Genomic DNA, 16,544 nt, shown 5'->3' on the forward strand with positions numbered 1-16,544 from the left:
CGACGCGACGGGCCGCCACCGGCGAGAACCGGTGGCGGCCCGTTTTCGGGTACGCGGTCAGCTCGCCTGCAACGTCACGTCGTCGATCACGAAGCTGGTCTGCAGCGAGGAGTCCTCGGTGCCGGTGAACGTCAGCGTCACCGTCTGCCCGGCGTACGCAGCCACGTTGAGCGTGCGCTGGACGTAACTGCTGGAGGCGTTGAGGTTCGAGTACGTCGCCAGCGTGGTCGAGCCCATCCGCACGGTCAGCTTGTCGTACGCCGTGGACGTGGTCGTCTCGGCGGTGTCGATGCGCGTCCAGAACGCCAGCGTGTAGCTGGCGCACCCGGCCGGCACGGTCACCGACTGGGACAGGGTCTCGGTGCGGGTGCTGCCGTACCCGTTGAGCCACGCCTTGTACGACCCGGTCCGGGCCGGCTTGCTGCTGGAGTTGGTGATCACCCCGGAGGATGCGGTCCACGGCGTGCTGCCGTTTTCGAAGCCACCGTTGCCGACCACCTGACCGCCGGTGCAGCTCGGGGTCCCGCCGCTCACGGCGAGCTGCCACAGCGCGTACGCGACACCGTCGGCCGCCCGGTTCAGCACCGTGGCGCTGACGTTGGCGGTGGTGTCACAGGACCGGTGGTAACACGGGTCGTACGCGGAGTTGACGGTGCCGCCCCACTTGGCCGCCTGGGCGCTGGTCTTGCGGGCGCTGGCCCCGGCGGCGTAGCCCGAGGTGGGGATGCCGGCCTGCTGGAAGTAGTAGTCGTCGGAGCGGCCCTGCCCCTCGACGTTCTCCTCCGGTTGCAGGCCCAGGGAGTCCCAGTACGCCTTCAGCGGCGCCGCGGTGGTCGAGGTGACCCGGTTGATGAAGTAGCCGCCGTTGACCGAGCCGACCATGTCGAAGTTGTAGTAGCCCTTGATGTAGCCGCGCTGGGTGCTGCTGAGCGAGTTGACGTAGAACCGGGAGCCGTTGAGCCCCTGCTCCTCGTCGGTCCACCAGGCGAACCGCACCCGCTTGGTCATCGTCGGGTTCTGCGCGGCCAGGACCAGCGCGTTCTCCAGCAGGGTCGAGGAACCCGTGGCGTTGTCGTTGATGCCCGGACCGGCCGAGACGCCGTCCAGGTGCGCGCCGAACATGACCACCTGGTCGGCCGGGCCGCCGGGCCACTCGGCGATGAGGTTGTTCGAGGGGTACGTGCAACTGGAGCAGTACTGCTCGCTGACGGTGTAGCCGGCCGACTGGAGCCTGGTCTTGACGTAGGTGAGCGAGGCGGTGTAGCCGGCCGAGCCGGCCCGTCGGTTGCCACCGTTGCTGGTGGCGATGGCGTTGAACTGGGTCAGGTGCGCCTGGACGTTGCTGACGGAGATGTCCGGCGCTGCGAGTGCGGCGACGGACCCGGCGATCGGCCGGGCCACCGTCGTGGCGGTCGGGGGTGACGCGGTCACCGGTTGGGCGGCCAGCGTCACGGTCGTCGCGGCGAACACGGCGAGCGCGACTCTCGCGCTCAGCGTTCTGCCTCTCATGGGGGCTCCTCGGGGTCGGAGGGATACCCGAGACAATTACAGATGTCGATGTACTAGGCATCGGTCGTTCGTCCCGAACCGCCGCCGGTTCGACGGTGGGTACCGGCGTCAGCACAGCTGAGTAGAAGTGTCAGGATGGGTAGGTAACGCGGCAGGGGTCGTCAGGCCCGGAACGGGGGCTTGCGATGGGGTCGGATCGAGCGTGACACGACCCAGCAGCGACCTGTTCCTCGGCGGCGGCGAAACCGGGCGGTTGATGGCCGAGCTGGACTGGGCCCGCACCCCGCTCGGCCCGGTCAGCGAATGGCCGCAGAGCCTGCGCGCCGCCGTCCGGATGGTGCTCTCCTCCCGGTACCCCATGCTGCTGCTCTGGGGCGAGAACTACTCCCAGCTCTACAACGACGCCTACTCGGCGCTGATCGGTGACAAGCACCCCGCCGCTCTCGGCGACGACGTGCGGGTGACCCTGGCCGAGGTCTGGGACGTCCTCGCCCCACTGGTCGAGGAGGCCATGGCGACCTCGGTGGCCAGCTGGGTCCCCGCGCTGCAACTGCTGCTCAGCCGGGCCGGCTACCGCGAGGAGGCGTACTTCAGCGTCTCGCACGCCCCCGCCCGCGACGACGACGGGCGCACCGTCGGCGTGCTGACCGTGTGCAGCGAGGTCACCCAGCAGGTGATCGGCGAACGTCGGCTGCGCCTCCTGCGCGACCTGTCAGTGCTCGGCGACGGGCGCACCGTCGACGTGGACGCCACCGGCGCACGGCTGGTCGGCGTGATCGACGACCACCCCCTGGACGTGCCGTTCGCCGCCATCTACCTGCGCGACGGCACGACACTGCGCCGGATCGCCTGCACCGGCGGCGACCGGCGGCACGCCCAGACCCTGCCGGACGCCGTCGAGCTGACCGACCCGGGCCCGCCCGCGTACGGATGGGGGCTGGCGGACGCGGCCGAGGGCCGGGCGACCGAGGTGACCGACGTCGCCGACCGGTTGCCGCTGCCCGCCGGCCCGTGGGACGACCCGGTCCGCACCGCGCTGGCGCTGCCGCTGTCCTCCGCCGACGAGGGTCAGCCCCGCGGCGTCCTGCTCGCCGGGGTGAGCCCCAGCCGTGGGCTCGACGAGGCGTACCGCTCGTTCCACCAGCTCCTCGCCCAGCAGATCTCGGTGGCGTTGCGCAACGCCCAGGAGTACGAGGAGGAGCGGCGCCGCATCGAGGCGATGGCGGAACTGGACCGCCTCAAGACCGACTTCTTCGCCAACGTCAGCCACGAGTTCCGTACCCCGCTGACCCTCATCCTCGGCCCGCTGACCGACGCCCTCACCGACGCCACCGCGCCGCTGGCACCGGTGCAGCGGGAGCGGGTGGAGACCGGCTGGCGTAACGCGACGCGACTGTTGACGCTCGTCAACAGCCTGCTCACCTTCTCCAGCCTGGAGGCCGGGCGGGCGCGCAGCGACGCCCGGGTGGTCGACCTGGCCGCGCTGACCGCCGAGCTCGCCGGGGTGTTCCGGGCCGCCGTCGAGCGGGCCGGGTTGACCCTCGAGGTGAGCTGCCCACCGCTGCCCCGGCCGGTCTCTGTCGACCCGGTCAACTGGGAACGCATCGTCACGAACCTGCTCTCCAACGCCCTCAAGTACACGTTCATCGGCCGCATCCGGGTCACCCTCGACGCCGACGACGAGGAGGTGCGTCTCACCGTCGCGGACACCGGCATCGGCATCGCGGAACGGGACCTGCCGAAACTCTTCGAACGCTTCCATCGGGTACGCGGCGCCCGCTCGCGCAGTCACGAGGGCACGGGCATCGGTCTGGCCCTGGTGCACGAGTTGGCCCGGCTGGAGGGCGGCGACGTCCGAGTGACCAGCCAGGTGGGCGTCGGCAGCCGGTTCACTGTGACGCTGCCGTGGTCGGCGACGCACCGCACCGCGGTCAGCGGCCCGACGGTCGGCGGGCGGGGTGACGCGGCCCGGGCCGCCGTCGAGGAGGCGGTGGGCTGGCTCACCGAACCGAGCGACGCGGTGACCGAACCCGACCCCGCGACCCGAACGACCACGGATGAGCTGGCCGGGGCCCGGATCCTGCTCGCCGACGACAACGCCGACATGCGGGCGTACCTCACCCGGCTGCTCACCGCGCAGGGCTGGCGGGTGCGGGAGGTCACCGACGGTCAGCAGGCCCTCGACGAGATCCACCGCGACCTGCCGGACCTGGTGCTGACCGACGTGATGATGCCGGTGATGGACGGCTTCGACCTGGTGCGCCGGCTCCGGGCGGACCCGGCGACCCGGGCGCTGCCGGTGCTGGTGCTCTCCGCCCGTGCCGGCGGTGAGGCCAGCGTGGAGGGCCTGAGCCTGGGCGCCGACGACTACCTGGTGAAGCCGTTCGCCGCAGCCGAGCTGGTCGCCCGGATCCGGGCCAGCATCCGCCGGGCCCGCGACCGTACCCCCGCGGCGGCCCTCGGCGGCGAACCGGCGACCGTCGCCGCCTCCGCTCCCCCTTCGCACCCGGCCCCGGTCGGCCCCGTCACGGCGGACCCGGCTGTCGAACCCGTCCGCGACGCGGCGGTGCTTCCGCCGACGCCGGCCGACCCGGACGTACTGGGCGATCTCCTGGACGTCGGGTGGACGTACCCGTCCGAACCCACCTCGGCGGCGGCGCTGCGTCGGGACGTGCGCGGCGCCCTGGGTGAGCTGGACGTTGACCCGGACGTCCTGGAGGATCTCCTGCTCGCCGCCTCCGAGGCCATGAACAACGCCGTCGAGCACGCGCAGCGGCCCAGCCGCCCGGAGGTGCGGGTGCGCGTCCAACTGGGTGGCGGCCTGGTCCGGATCTCGGTACGGGACTTCGGCACCTGGCGGGACCGCCGACCGGCGATGGACCGGGGGCGCGGCGCGCTGCTGATGAACGCCTACGGCGACGTGCGACTGGTCTCCACCGCCGAGGGGACGACGGTGACCATCGAGCGTCGGCTGGCCTGAGCGGCGGCAGCGCGTCAGAGTCGACGGCCGCCGCCGTCGCGGGCGATGATGCCGTCCAGCCGCTCCCCCGGGGTGAGGTGCGCCGGATCGAACCAGAAGATCACCACCTGGCTGTCGAGACTCCACCGCGTCACCCGGGCGTCGACCTGCCGACCGTCGACGGTGCCGATGATCCGCTTGGCGGGGCCGACGAAGTAGCCGAAGGTGGGCACCGGCGCGGCGGCAGACCCCTCGTCGTAGCCGATCTGGTGGAACCCGGCGCTGCGGTCACTGCCCTCGACGTCGTTGACCAGGAGGTCCGTGGTCAGCGAGCCGCCGGTGGTTTGGCGACCGGCGGCCAGGCCGATGGACACCTTGGGTACGCCGGGCACGGACACCGGGACGAAGTAGTACATGCGGCGCTCACTGCCGTGCCGTACCCCGCTGTCCACCAACTGGCCCAACGGCTTCGCCAGTGGCGTGTCGCTGGCCAGCGTCGGAGGTGCCGTGCGGTCCGGCGACTTCTGCGCCGACGGCGAGTCAGCGACCGTCGGTGGAGCGACAGCGGCCGGTGGCAGAGGCTCGGTCGGCGTCGGATCGCCCGGCCCGGACACGCCGACCGCCACCGCGACGACCGCGGCGGCCAGGCCGGTCGCGAGCGTCGCCGCCCCGGCCGCGGCGACGCGCCGACGGGTACGCAACCGACGTCCCTCGCGCATCACGGCGCTCAGATCGAGCCCCGCGTCGGGACGCTCGGTCGCCCGCATGGCGTGGCGGAGCCGTTCCAGCTCGCTCATCGGCGCGCCTCCTCATCGGCCATCCGGGGGGTGGCGCTGCGCAACTTCTCCAGAGCCCGCGAACTGGTGCTCTTGACGGTGCCGACGGATACCGAAAGTTCCCGGGCCACCTGCGCCTCCGGCAGGTCGAAGTAGTAGCGCAGGACGACGATGGCGCGCTCCCGAGGGCTGAGCGCACCGAGGATGGCGATCAACCAGCGCCGGGTTGCCACGTCGTCGGCCACGTCGTCACGCCGCTGCTCCGGCACCTCGTCGGTCGGGTACTCCCGCATCGGCCGTCGCCACCCGTCCACCAGATGGTTGACCAGCGTGCGGCGCGCGTACCCGTAGGCGTCGTCGTCGTGGATCCGTGACCACGACGCGTAGGTACGGACCAGCGCGGTCTGCGCGGCGTCCTCGGCCTGGTGGTGGTCGCCGGTCATCAGGTACGCGGCGTGCACCAGTCGCGCGGACGCCGCCCGCGCGAACTCCACGAAATCCGCGTCCCCCCGCGCCACCGCGAACCCTCCCCGTGCCACAGAGCTAGAGACGGGCGGGGCCGGCAAAAGGTTGAGCGCTGGGTCACATCAACTTTTCGCCCCGGTCACCCGTCTTCTCCTCCGCGCCACCACTGAGCGTTGCGCGAGGGGAGAGACATGTCGACGAAGGTTACCCGCCGCTGGGGTCCCGCATCGATGGCGTCGCTGCTGGTGATGGTGTTGCTCACCGGATGCGGTCTGCCGGCCGCCGGGGAACCGGCCACCGAGCCGGTCGCCGCCGGAGAGCTGCCCGCCGGGCCGGCGACACCCGCCGGGCGGCCGAGCGCGACCACCGAGGTGCGGTCCAGTTCCCCAGCGGTCATCCCGGTGACCTACCCCGCCACCGGCGGTAACCGCTGGTCGGTGGCGTCGGGCGAGACGACGCCGGGACGCGCGACGGGCGGCCGGTTGCTGCGCTACCGGGTCGCCGTGGAGCGCGACATCCAGGGCCTGGCGACGGCTGACATCGCGACCGCGATCACCACAACGTTGAACGACCCGCGCGGGTGGACGGCGGGCGGGGCGTGGCGGCTGCGCCGGGTCGGTGCCGGTGAACCGACCGACTTCACCATCTACCTGGCGACCCCCGGCACCCGTGACACGCTCTGCCAGGACGTGCCGGACGCCTACACCTCGTGCCGCAACGGTGCCCGGGTGGTGCTCAACGTGGCGCGTTGGGTCAAGGGGGTGCCGCGGTACGGCGCGAGCCTCGACACCTACCGGCAGTACATGGTCAACCACGAGGTGGGACACAAACTCGGGTACGGCCACGAGCGGTGCCCCGGGCGGGGCCGGGCGGCGCCGGTGATGCAGCAGCAGACGCTGGGCCTGCACGGTTGCACCGCGAACGCCTGGCCGTACCCGAAGGGCAAGACCCGCTACAGCGGCCCGGTCGGGGCGTACGACGACGAGATCCCCCGGCGCGAGGGCGGCTACCCGGCGCGCTGAGACCGTCGGCGGCGGTGTGCCATCAGGTGCGCCGCCGCCGTTCCTGTTCGAGTCGCTCGTCGAGCCGGCCCATCTCGTAGATGGCGTTGAGGCTGGTCGGCAGGCGGCTGACGTTGTCGTTGTCCGGAACCGGGCCGGGATCCGGTGCGGGACCGGAATCCGGCACGGGACCGGGGTCCGGCGCGGGTGCGGCAACGGCGGGGGCCGGGGCCCGGCGGCGCAGGAGCAGCAGCGCCAGCACCGCGAGCAGCACGACGACCAACAGGTACGACGCGGGTGGCCAGGCGTCGCGGGTGGGGCTGGCGAACACCGGCGGGGCGGCCGGTTCGGGGGTGTCGCCGTCGCGCTGCGGCACGACGACCTCGCGGGTGTCGGTGCTCTCGCCGACGGGGCGGCGATCAGGGGCGGGGGCGGCGGGTGCGGGAGCATCACCCACCGAACCGGCGGGCGCCGGGACCGCCGTGGTCCGCACCGGGGTGGGCTGACCGGCGGCCGGTGGCCGACCGGGCGTGGGCACCCCGGTCGCGGTGGCGCTCGGCGTCGGAGCGGCACTGGGCGGGTCGCCGCCGAGTAGGTCGTCGACGATCTGACCGACCCCACCGATGATGTCGCCGAGCGGATTCGACGTGGCCGACGGCGAGGGCGCCGGGGCGAGGGCGAGGGTCAGCGCGAGAACGACGACGGTAGGCATGAAGCGACCTCCGATGTGCCGAGATGCCACGCACCGTACCGCGTCCGGCGAGCGCGTGGTGACACCGGCACACCCGGGCGGGGGCGCGTGCGTCGCGCGCCCCCGCCCGCGGTGTCAGTGCCGGTCAGACGGGCAGGCCGCCGACCTGAGTGGAGATCCACGAGCGGATGGACGGCAGGTCCACATAGATGGACGGGCCGGTGGCGCAGGTGGAGTTGTTGTTGCCGGCCCGACTCGTCGCGCCGATCAGGTTCCACACCCCGTTGACCTTGCGCACCTGCGGGCCACCCGAGTCGCCGTAGCAGGCGCCGGAATTGCCGTTGGTGTTGTTGGTGCAGATCTCGTACGGGCCGTTGATGCCGGAGCACCGGCTGTCGGCCACGATGGAGGTGTCCAGTTCGTTGGCCACAGTCGGCGCCGACCCGCAGCCCCGGGGGGCGCAGGTCTGACCCCAGCCGATGATCCGGGTGGCGGTGCCGACCGCACCGGAGGTGCTCGGGATCGGGGCCGGGGCGTACGTCACCGAGCTGGCCAGTTGCAGCAGCTTGACGTCGACGCTCGGGTGGTTGACCGCCCGGGTCACCCGCACGACGGTCCCGCCGCTGGTGCGGTTGATGCTGCCCACCCGCACCGAGGACGGCGTCGAACAGTGCTTGGCGGTGACCGCCCAGTTGCCCTTGATCAGGGTGCCGGTGCAGCCGGAGACGTACACCATGAACGGGTAGTTCTCCGACGCCGGCCGGCCGCCGACCACCAACGGCGCGATGTCCGAGTCGCCGCTCCAGGTGTACGTCGTGCTGGCGGGCGCGGCCAGGCTGCCGGCGAACAGCGAGTTCACCCGGCTCGCCTCGGTGGAGCTGGGGTTCGCGTTGCGGCAGGACACCGGGGCGCTGCTGCCGGACATCAGGTCGGTGCACAACCCGGTCCGCCGGTCCGGCAGGCCCAGGATGTGGCCGATCTCGTGGGCGGCGATGCGGTTGCGGTCGTAGCCCTGGTTGACGGCCGTGCGGCCCATCCAGATCCGGCCCGAGCCGAGGCCGGTCGGTTGCGCCCGGGGCCAGCCGTCGTCGACGTAGATGGTGATGCTGGCCGGGGTGCCGGCCAGCAGCCGGACGTTGCTGACCCGGCTGTTCCAGATCTGCGCCGCCTGGTCGAAGTTGGTCCGGAACTCACCGGTCCGGCTCGCGTCGTAGTAGACGGTCCGGACGGCGACGGCCGGAGCGCCGGTGGCGAGCTGCATCCCGGCCGCCGCCAGGATCGCCACCAGCATGGCCAGCGCCGCACGTCTCAGTTGTCGTCGAAGCATCACGCACTCCCCTGCGGTCGTCCGGCGACCACCAGCCACCGGGTCATCGATGCACGTAGATGTTACTGTGACGGCGATCGATGTCAGGCATAGCGGAAGCGTCATACCGTGGCCGCGTCCAGCACCCCGGCCGGCGGCGGTCGCCCGTCGCGCGGACCGGCGTCAGGTGGCACCCGCACCGCTGGCGGCGATCAACACCTCAGCCGCGGTGGTGCGGGCGTAGAGCACGAAGCGCCCGACGCGGTGCGCGCCCACCAGGCCGGCTTCGCGCAGCGCACCGAGGTGCTGCGACACGGTGCCCGTCGCGAGGCCACACCGACCGGCCAGTTCCAGCGTCGAGGTCGGGACCGCCAGCTCGTGCAGCAGCGCCGCCCGGGTTCGACCCAGCACCCGCGCCAACCCTCGCCCGTGCGGGGTCGGATCCCGTTCCCAGAGCGTGCCCACCGCCCGCGCCGGGAACCGCAGCACCGGCTGCCCCGGAGAGTCGAAGTTCGACCACACCCGAGCGCCGATGAACACCGACGGTACGAGCAGTAGACCCCGCCCGTCGAGTTGCACCGAGCCGGCCAGGGTGACGTGCTCCACGGTCAGCGTCTCGGCCTCCAGCCGGACGAACTGGTTGAGGTGATTGAGCAGGCCGTGCACCCCGTCGGTGGCCATCCGCTGCGCGCCGAGCAGCACCTCCCGCTCCAGCAGGGCTCGCATCCGGGGCCAGTAGGGCGCGATGACCGCGTCGGCGTACCCCCGGATCGCCGTGGCCAGCCGGGGCAGCTCGGTCGCCGGGTCGGCATGCAGCGCCGCCAGGCGCGACGAGCGTGGCCCGGGCAACGCTTCGACACCGGCCCGAACCGCCTCCGCAGAGGTGGCGACGAGGGTCGCCAACTCGACGTCGAGGGTGGGCTGTGACATGGCCGGGGGCGGGCAGAGGAAGGCGGGGATGACCGGCGTCGGCATCCGCACCAGGTCGGCGAAGAGCCGCCAGTCCACCCCGGCCAGCCGGGGCCGAACCCGCTCGTACCAGGCCAGGTGCTCCGGGAACTGCTGCGGCCGCTTGACGACCCGCACGCTGGCCACCGCCTCCCACAGCGGTGACACCGCGAAGCGGGTCATCGCCAGGTCCCGCGCGGCCAGGCCGACCAGCATCATTGGCGCTCCCGGTGGATTCGGCGAGAGTCGAATCTATCGGTTCGACGCGCCACTGCCGGCACCGTGGACGGTGTGACCACCGCCCCGACGACAACCACACCGACGCACCGGACCAGTGCCTGGCCGCCCTCCTTCCGACTGCTCTACGCCGCGTCCCTCATCGACGGCATCGGCTTCCACATCGGCCAGATGGCCGTACCGGTGATGGCGGTGTCCCTGCTCGCGGCAACCCCCGCCGAGGTGGGCCTGCTCGGTGCGCTGAGCACCGCCGCGTTCCTGCTGATCGGTCTGCCGGCCGGAGTCTGGGTGGACCGGCTGCCACGACGCGCCGTCCTGGTCACCGCCGACCTCACCCGGGCCGCGCTGGTGGCGTCCGTGCCGCTGGCGTGGTGGGCCGGCGTGCTGAGCATCCCCCAGCTGTACCTGGTGGTGCTGCTGACCGGGGTCGGCACCGTCTTCGCCGACGTCGCCGCGCAGAGCTGTCTGCCGCAGGTGGTCGGCCGGGACCGACTGGTCGCGGCGAACGCACTGATGATGAGCACGAACGCCACCATGCAGATCGCCGGACGAGGGCTCGGCGGGATCGTCGTGCAGGCGCTGACCGCGCCGGTCGCGATCGTGCTGGACGCGGCGGCCTACGTGGTCTCCGGGGTGATCCTGACCCGGATCCGCCCCGAGGCGCCCCGCCCGCGCCAGCCCCGGGCACCAGGCGGCTTCGCCCACCAGCTCGGCGCCGGTGTCCGGCACGTGACCGGCAGCCCCCTGCTGCGTCCGCTCGCCCTGTCGACCGCGAGCATCAACCTGACCATGCAGCTGACCACCGCCATGCTGCCGGTGGTGTTCCTGCGCGAGCTCGGCCTGGGCGCCGCCGCGCTCGGCCTCTTCCTCGGTACGGGCGGAATCGGCGCTCTCCTCGGCGCGGTGACCGCCCGCCCGCTCGCCGAGCGAATCGGTCACGGTCGCGCGCTGTGGCTACCCGGCCTGCTCGTCGCGCCCCTCGGTGGACTGGTCACGCTGATCGACACCGGGCCGATGCTCTGGGTGGCGGCGAGCGGCTGGCTGGCACTGGCCTGGCGGACGGGGGTGGGCAACGTGATCGGGATCAGCCTGCGCCAAGGCGCCACCCCGGACGAGTTGCTCGGCCGGATGAACGCCACCTTCCGGTTCCTGCTCACCGGGGCGCTCGCCATCGGCGCGGTGCTCGCCGGGGTGCTCGGCCAGTACGCGAACGTCCATACCGCACTGGTGGTGGGCGCGGCCGCGAACGCGTTGACCTGGCTTCCGGTGTTCTTCTCACCGTTGCGCACCCTGGACCGGCCGCCCTCGGTCGACTGACCCCGTCCGCTGTTACCCAGCGGTTACGCCACGGCGAAGCCCCTGTGGCAGGGCGGGACGACGGTGGCGGCAGAGGGTCACCGGCAGCGCCGCCGCGACGTGGCCCCGACACCGAACGGAGAAACCACAATGAGGATCAGGAGCGCACTGACCGCGCTGGCGGTCGTCCTCGCCGGCCTGGTCGCCAGCGCCGGCAGCAGCACCGCGGCGGGCGGCACGACGGCCGCGTACTGCGGGATCACCTGGGGCAGCGCGGAGAAGTCGGCCGGCGCGTTGAGTGACGCGCCGCTGGTCGAGGTCCGGACCGGCCGGCACGACTGCTACGACCGGGTGGTGTTCGAGTTCGCCGGCCCGGTCGACGGTTACGCGATCGGCTACGGCGAGACGTGGACCGAGGGCGAAGGGTTGGCCCTGTCGCCGTACACCGCCGGGGGCGCGCTGCTGCGGGTCTCGCTGCGGGCGCCGGCGTACGACGACGACCACCTGGGCACCGTGCCGTACGCGGTCGGCGAGCACGTGAGCAACCTGTTGCGCTATCCGACGCTGCGCGACGTGGTCTTCGGCGGCAGCTTCGAGGGCTACAGCACCTTCGCCGTCGGCGTACGGGCGCGGTTGCCGTTCCGCGTGCTCGTACTGGCCGGACCGGGCACCCACAGCCGGGTGGTGCTCGACGTCGCCCACCAGTGGTGATCGGATCCGGCCGAGCCGCGTGGCCGTCCGCCCGTACCCGGCTGGCGGCCACGCGCAGAACACCTAGCCCACCTGGCTGCGGCGCGCCGAACTGAACCGCCGTTGGTAGGCGGCGGGGCTGATCGACAACTTCCGGGCGAAGACCCGTCGCAGGCTCTCGTAGCTGGGGAACCCCGCCAGGGTCGCGGCCCGCGTCGCGGTGTGACCCTGGTCGAGCAGCGCCCGCGCCAGGTCGAATCGGATGTTCTCCACGTAGCGGGCCGGTGTCGTGGACAGCTCGTCGTGAAAGAGCCGGGTGAGTTGCCGGGTGCTCACGTTCAGGTGCCTGGCGAGTTCGGCGAGCGAGAAGTCGCCGCGAGGGTTCGCCGTCACCACGTCGGTGACGGTCCGCAGCGCCGCCGAGCGCGGGGGCGGCCCCTGCAACGGCGCGGAGAACTGGGACTGGCCGCCCGCGCGCTGCATGTACACCACCAGGGCGCGGGCGACGTCGCGCGCCAGGTCGGGTCCGTGGTCCTCTTCGACGAGAGCGAGCGCCAGGTCGATCCCGGCGGTCACCCCCGCCGAGGTGTACGTGCTGCCGTCGCGGACGTAGATCGCGTCCGGCTCGACGCGGCACGCGGGATACCGGGCGGCGAGCTGGTGCGCGACCTGCCAGTGCGTTGTCGCACGCTTGCCGTCGAGGACACCGGCGGCGGCGAGAACGAACGCCCCGGTGCAGATCGACGCGACCCTTCCCGCCGCAGCCGCCGGCACCCGCACGGCGTCCACCAGGCCGGCGGGCACCGTGGCGCTCGGATAGTGGTCGGACCCGGCCACCAGCAGGGTGTCGAACGCCGGCTCGGCGGCGATCGCACCGTCCACCGCCATCCGGACCCCGAGACTGGAGGTGACCTCCGCACCGGTCGGCGACAGCAGCACGATCCGGTAGTCGGCACCGAAGCGGTTCGCCTCCTTGAACACCTCCGCCGGACCGGCGACGTCCAACAATGTCACCCCGTCGTAGACGAGGATCGCGACCCGATGCGGACCGGTGTTCGGCACCGCTCATTGGTAGCACGCCCTCCACCAGCCGCGGACCGCGTCCGGATATGAGGGATTCCTGGCCGGACGAGGGCGGCGCCGTACGACGATCGGTGGGCAGCATGGGGGGCGTCAACACGGCTGCGCACAGTGCCGGGAAGGTCGGAGGACATGTCAGAGGTCATCGCGGGGTTGGAGATTCCGGATACAGCGGCGGTCGCCGAAGCGACCCGGCACATCCAGGAAACCACCAGGCCGGTCATTTACCACCACTCCCGCCGGGTCTTCTTCTTCGGCCTGATCCACGCCCACCGGCTCGGCGTGAAACCGGACCCGGAGCTGCTCTATCTGGCGGCCATGTTCCACGACACCGGCCTGCTGACCCCGTTCTCCGACGTCGAGCAGCGCTTCGAGATCGACAGCGCCGACCACGCGCGCGCGTTCCTGATGGGCCGGGGTTTCTCGACCGCCGCCGCCGAGACCGTGTGGACGGCGGTCGCGCTGCACACCTCGCCCGGCATTCCCGACCGGATGGGCCCGGAGATCGCGACCACGTACCTCGGTGTGCTGACCGATGTCCTCGGCCTCGGTCTGGACGGGCTGGAACACGATCAGCTCGGCGACATCCTCGCCGCCCATCCACGCGGGGACTTCAAGAACGAGTTCCTGCGCGCCCACGTCGACGGGCTGAAGAACCGCCCCGAGACCACGAACGGCACCGTGAACTCGGACATCCTCGAACACTTCATCCCCGGCTTCCAGCGCGTGACGACTGTCGAGCGCATCGTCGGGTCGCCCTGGCCGAGTTGATTGGGACACTCATGCGAGCGATCACCGTACGCGACCGTGACGCGGGGATCAGCGGGCTCACGCTGACCGACATGCCGCACCCTCATGCCGCGGAGAACGACGTCATCGTGCGCGTTCACGCCGCGGGCTTCACCCCCGGAGAGCTCGACTGGCCGGCGACGTGGTCCGATCGTGCCGGCCGCGACCGGACACCCAGCATCCCCGGGCACGAGTTGTCCGGAGTCGTGGTCGAACTCGGCTACGGCACCACCGGCCTCACAGTGGGTCAGCGGGTGTTCGGACTGACCGACTGGGCGCGCAACGGGTCGCTGGCCGAATTCACGGCGGTGGAGGCTCGCAACCTCGCCCCGCTCGCGGCCGACATCGACCACACCGTGGCCGCGGCGCTGCCCATTTCCGGACTGACCGCATGGCAGGGGCTGTTCGACCACGCTCACCTCGCGACCGGTCAGACCGTCCTCATTCACGGCGCCGCGGGAGGCGTCGGCTCGATCGCCGTTCAACTCGCGCGGGAGGTGGGCGCGCACGTGATCGGCACCGGCCGGGCCGACGACCGGGACCTCGCGCTCAGCCTCGGCGCGCAGACGTTCCTCGACCTGGACGCCGACGATCTGCGCCGGGTCGGCGAGGTGGACGTGGTGCTCGACGTCATCGGCGGCGACATCCTCCGGCGGTCGACCGAACTCGTACGCCCCGGCGGCACCGTCGTCACCATCGCCACGCCGCCCACCGTCCAGCCGAAGGACGGGCGAGCCGTCTTCTTCGTCGTCGAGCCTGATCGCGCCCGGTTGATCGACCTCGCCCAGCGCCTGCGGGCCGGACGGCTCAAACCCATCGTCGGCGCCGTGCGACCGCTGCACGAGACGGCCTCGGCGTTCGCTCGTCACCGCCGCGCACCGGGCAAGACGATCATCCGGGTCGCGGACGATGAGGCACCGCGGCACCAGAGCGCGGACAGCTGACCGGCGCGTAGGCGGCTCAGGCGTGCAGGGTGGGCCGGTAGCTGAGTTCCAGGGAGCGGCCGTCGAGGGTCCGGCTCCCGATCAGCTCCAGGTCGAAAATCGGCCGCGCCCTGGAAGATCGGCTCAGTTCCGGTCTGGCCCGGTGATCACCGGGCCAGTCGAGGGAGCCTGCCAGCGTGTTCGACACCACCGTCGCCGGGGGGCTCCTCATCCGGGTCACCCCGGCGTCGCGGACCTCGGGCTCTCCATTCACGTGCCAGTTGGCGGCGACGGGCCCGCAGGTAGGCCCGCTCGGTCTCGTTGGTGGCCAGCGCCACGGCCTGGTCGTAGGCGGCTCGGGCCTCGTCGTCCCGTCCGAGCCGGGCCAGCAACTCGGCACGGGTGGCGGGCAGCCGGTGAAAGCCCGGAAGGTCGACACCCTCCAACGCGGCGAGGGCCACCGTCGGTCCGTGCACCTCGGCCACGGCGACCGCACGGTTCAGCGCGACGACAGGGGTTGGCGCGAGCGCGAGGAGCTGGTCGTAGAGCGCCAGGACCTGCTGCCAGTCGGTGGCGGCGCCGTCGGTGTGCACCGCGCTGATCGCGGCCTGGATCTGGTACGGGCCGGGCTGGTTGCGGCGCAGGCATCGACGGACCAGGTCGTGGCCCTCGGCGATGAGGGCCACGTTCCACAGCGACCGGTCCTGGTCGGCCAGCAGCACCACTTCGCCGGCCGGGTCGAGCCGGGCCGGGCGGCGCGCCTCGGTCAGCAGCAGCAGCGCGAGCAGACCCAGGACCTCGGGCTCGTCGGGCATCAACGCGGCGAGTTCGCGGGCGAGCCGGATCGCCTCGGTGCACAGGTCCGTTCTGATCAACGGTCCGGCGGTGGACGCGTAGCCCTCGTTGAACATCAGATAAAGCACGGTGAGTACGGGCGGCAACCGGTCCGGCAGCTCATGTGCGGCGGGCACCCGGTACGGGATGGCGGCGTCGCGGATCTTCTTCTTGGCGCGCACGATCCGCTGAGCGACCGTCGCCTCCTGAATCAGGTAGGCCCGGGCGATCTCCGGCACGTCGAGGCCACCGAGCAGACGCAGTGTGAGGGCCGTCCGCGCCTCCGGAGCGAGTGCCGGGTGGCAGCAGGTGAACATGAGTCGAAGCTGGTCGTCCTGCACCGGTCCCACCTCCCTGGGCTCGTCCTGTTGGTGCAGCAGCAGGGCCTGGGCGTGCCGGGCCTCCCGGGTCGACTCCCGGCGAAGCCGGTCGACGGCCCGGTTGCGTGCGGTGGTCACGATCCAGGCGCCGGGGTTCGGCGGCGGGGTCTGCCACTTCTGCAGCGCTGTGGTGAACGCGTCCTGCACCGCCTCCTCGGCGAGGTTGATGTCGCCGAGGAGGCGGGCAAGGGTGGCGACGCAGCGGCCGTACTCCGCGCGGTAGATGCTCGCCAGGTCAGTGTCGAAAGACAGATCCATGTCGGGAGACCGGTCCACGTCGGGAGGCCGGCTACCGGTCAGGCCTGGGACAGGTCGTCGAAGGGACGTACCTCGATCGGGCCGCAGGCCGCCGCGCACCTCTGCGCCCAGGCCAGCGCCTGGTCCAGGTCGGCGCATTTGATGACCCAGAACCCGGCGATGTGCTCCTTGGTCTCGGCGAACGGCCCGTCGCTCATGATGGTGGCGCCGTTGTCGACCCGGACGACGGTGGCGCTCTCGGGCGACGTGAGTCCTCCGCCGAAGACCCAGGCTCCCGCGGCCTGCATGTCGTCGTTGATCCGGCCGGTCTCCCGGAACATGGTCTGCACCTCCTCGTCGGACGGCGTCGGCGCGCCCTCGACGAAGTGCACGGACAGCAGGTACTGCTTCATGACGATCCTC

Annotated in this window: 15 protein-coding genes; 6 read left to right on the top strand and 9 right to left on the bottom strand. The window is 72.0% G+C overall.

All coding sequences use genetic code 11. From position 1 onward, the window contains the following. Positions 1–57: 57 nt before the first annotated feature. Positions 58–1,509, bottom strand: a complete 1,452-nt coding sequence (locus KBX26_RS21920; protein WP_210866306.1) for a M28 family peptidase — start codon at positions 1,507–1,509, stop codon at positions 58–60. A 202-nt stretch (positions 1,510–1,711) separates the two neighbouring features. Here KBX26_RS21920 and KBX26_RS21925 point away from each other — a divergent pair, with 202 nt between their 5' ends. Then, entirely contained in the window at positions 1,712–4,489 is a 2,778-nt protein-coding gene (locus KBX26_RS21925; protein ID WP_307857878.1) for an ATP-binding protein, read from the top strand. Positions 4,490–4,503: 14 nt separating this feature from the next. Here the strand turns inward: KBX26_RS21925 and KBX26_RS21930 are convergent, their stop codons facing one another. Both KBX26_RS21930 and KBX26_RS21935 read right to left on the bottom strand, forming a co-directional pair. Then, positions 4,504–5,265: a hypothetical protein gene (locus KBX26_RS21930; RefSeq protein ID WP_210866307.1), complete on the bottom strand. Its 762-nt coding sequence runs from the start codon at positions 5,263–5,265 to the stop codon at positions 4,504–4,506. Next, positions 5,262–5,762: a SigE family RNA polymerase sigma factor gene (locus KBX26_RS21935; RefSeq protein WP_210866308.1), complete on the bottom strand. Its 501-nt coding sequence runs from the start codon at positions 5,760–5,762 to the stop codon at positions 5,262–5,264. The genes KBX26_RS21930 and KBX26_RS21935 overlap by 4 nt, the downstream gene beginning before the upstream one ends. Before the next feature lie 138 nt (positions 5,763–5,900). Between KBX26_RS21935 and KBX26_RS21940 the strand changes: the two genes are divergently transcribed. Further along, positions 5,901–6,731, top strand: coding sequence for a DUF3152 domain-containing protein (locus tag KBX26_RS21940; protein ID WP_210866309.1), 831 nt, complete (start codon positions 5,901–5,903; stop codon positions 6,729–6,731). Positions 6,732–6,753: 22 nt separating this feature from the next. On the opposite strand, the gene KBX26_RS21945 is transcribed toward KBX26_RS21940, so the two are convergent. The 3 genes from KBX26_RS21945 to KBX26_RS21955 form a co-directional block, all read right to left on the bottom strand. Next, complete coding sequence (locus KBX26_RS21945; RefSeq protein WP_210866310.1) at positions 6,754–7,422, bottom strand: hypothetical protein; 669 nt, start codon at positions 7,420–7,422, stop codon at positions 6,754–6,756. Between the two features lie 124 nt (positions 7,423–7,546). Next, positions 7,547–8,833 (bottom strand): snapalysin family zinc-dependent metalloprotease, encoded by a 1,287-nt coding sequence (locus KBX26_RS21950; protein ID WP_374224319.1) that lies wholly within the window; start codon positions 8,831–8,833, stop codon positions 7,547–7,549. A gap of 57 nt (positions 8,834–8,890) precedes the next feature. Then, entirely contained in the window at positions 8,891–9,874 is a 984-nt protein-coding gene (locus KBX26_RS21955) for a helix-turn-helix transcriptional regulator (protein WP_210866312.1), read from the bottom strand. Between the two features lie 72 nt (positions 9,875–9,946). On the opposite strand from KBX26_RS21955, the gene KBX26_RS21960 reads away from it, so the two are divergent. Further along, a complete protein-coding gene (locus KBX26_RS21960; protein ID WP_210866313.1) occupies positions 9,947–11,209 on the top strand; it encodes an MFS transporter in 1,263 nt (420 codons plus the stop codon). 129 nt (positions 11,210–11,338) lie between these two features. Further along, entirely contained in the window at positions 11,339–11,899 is a 561-nt protein-coding gene (locus KBX26_RS21965) for a hypothetical protein (protein WP_210866314.1), read from the top strand. A gap of 63 nt (positions 11,900–11,962) precedes the next feature. On the opposite strand, the gene KBX26_RS33065 is transcribed toward KBX26_RS21965, so the two are convergent. Continuing rightward, a complete protein-coding gene (locus tag KBX26_RS33065) occupies positions 11,963–12,940 on the bottom strand; it encodes a GlxA family transcriptional regulator (RefSeq protein ID WP_210866315.1) in 978 nt (325 codons plus the stop codon). Positions 12,941–13,090: 150 nt separating this feature from the next. Here KBX26_RS33065 and KBX26_RS21975 point away from each other — a divergent pair, with 150 nt between their 5' ends. Both KBX26_RS21975 and KBX26_RS21980 read left to right on the top strand, forming a co-directional pair. Next, a complete protein-coding gene (locus KBX26_RS21975) occupies positions 13,091–13,729 on the top strand; it encodes an HD domain-containing protein (protein ID WP_030332438.1) in 639 nt (212 codons plus the stop codon). Positions 13,730–13,740: 11 nt separating this feature from the next. Continuing rightward, the gene (locus KBX26_RS21980; protein ID WP_030332436.1) at positions 13,741–14,691 is read left to right on the top strand and encodes an NADP-dependent oxidoreductase; all 951 of its coding nucleotides are present in this window, start codon (positions 13,741–13,743) and stop codon (positions 14,689–14,691) included. A gap of 146 nt (positions 14,692–14,837) precedes the next feature. Here KBX26_RS21980 and KBX26_RS21985 read toward each other — a convergent pair whose 3' ends face one another. Both KBX26_RS21985 and KBX26_RS21990 read right to left on the bottom strand, forming a co-directional pair. Next, a complete protein-coding gene (locus KBX26_RS21985) occupies positions 14,838–16,142 on the bottom strand; it encodes an RNA polymerase sigma factor (RefSeq protein ID WP_247680936.1) in 1,305 nt (434 codons plus the stop codon). A 38-nt stretch (positions 16,143–16,180) separates the two neighbouring features. Further along, positions 16,181–16,534: a YciI family protein gene (locus tag KBX26_RS21990; RefSeq protein WP_210866316.1), complete on the bottom strand. Its 354-nt coding sequence runs from the start codon at positions 16,532–16,534 to the stop codon at positions 16,181–16,183. Positions 16,535–16,544 lie beyond the last annotated feature (10 nt).

The organism is Micromonospora sp. C97 (assembly GCF_018070385.1).
GTDB classification, from domain to species: domain Bacteria; phylum Actinomycetota; class Actinomycetes; order Mycobacteriales; family Micromonosporaceae; genus Micromonospora; species Micromonospora parva.

Coding starts and splice junctions, on each gene's coding strand:
- KBX26_RS21940 (WP_210866309.1), top strand. CDS start 5,901: ATGTCGACGAAGGTTACCCGCCGCTGGGGTCCCGCATCGATGGCGTCG.
- KBX26_RS21990 (WP_210866316.1), bottom strand. CDS start 16,534: ATGAAGCAGTACCTGCTGTCCGTGCACTTCGTCGAGGGCGCGCCGACG.
- KBX26_RS21945 (WP_210866310.1), bottom strand. CDS start 7,422: ATGCCTACCGTCGTCGTTCTCGCGCTGACCCTCGCCCTCGCCCCGGCG.
- KBX26_RS21985 (WP_247680936.1), bottom strand. CDS start 16,142: ATGGATCTGTCTTTCGACACTGACCTGGCGAGCATCTACCGCGCGGAG.
- KBX26_RS21950 (WP_374224319.1), bottom strand. CDS start 8,833: ATGACGCTTCCGCTATGCCTGACATCGATCGCCGTCACAGTAACATCT.
- KBX26_RS21955 (WP_210866312.1), bottom strand. CDS start 9,874: ATGATGCTGGTCGGCCTGGCCGCGCGGGACCTGGCGATGACCCGCTTC.
- KBX26_RS21980 (WP_030332436.1), top strand. CDS start 13,741: ATGCGAGCGATCACCGTACGCGACCGTGACGCGGGGATCAGCGGGCTC.
- KBX26_RS21975 (WP_030332438.1), top strand. CDS start 13,091: ATGTCAGAGGTCATCGCGGGGTTGGAGATTCCGGATACAGCGGCGGTC.
- KBX26_RS21930 (WP_210866307.1), bottom strand. CDS start 5,265: ATGAGCGAGCTGGAACGGCTCCGCCACGCCATGCGGGCGACCGAGCGT.
- KBX26_RS21965 (WP_210866314.1), top strand. CDS start 11,339: ATGAGGATCAGGAGCGCACTGACCGCGCTGGCGGTCGTCCTCGCCGGC.
- KBX26_RS21920 (WP_210866306.1), bottom strand. CDS start 1,509: ATGAGAGGCAGAACGCTGAGCGCGAGAGTCGCGCTCGCCGTGTTCGCC.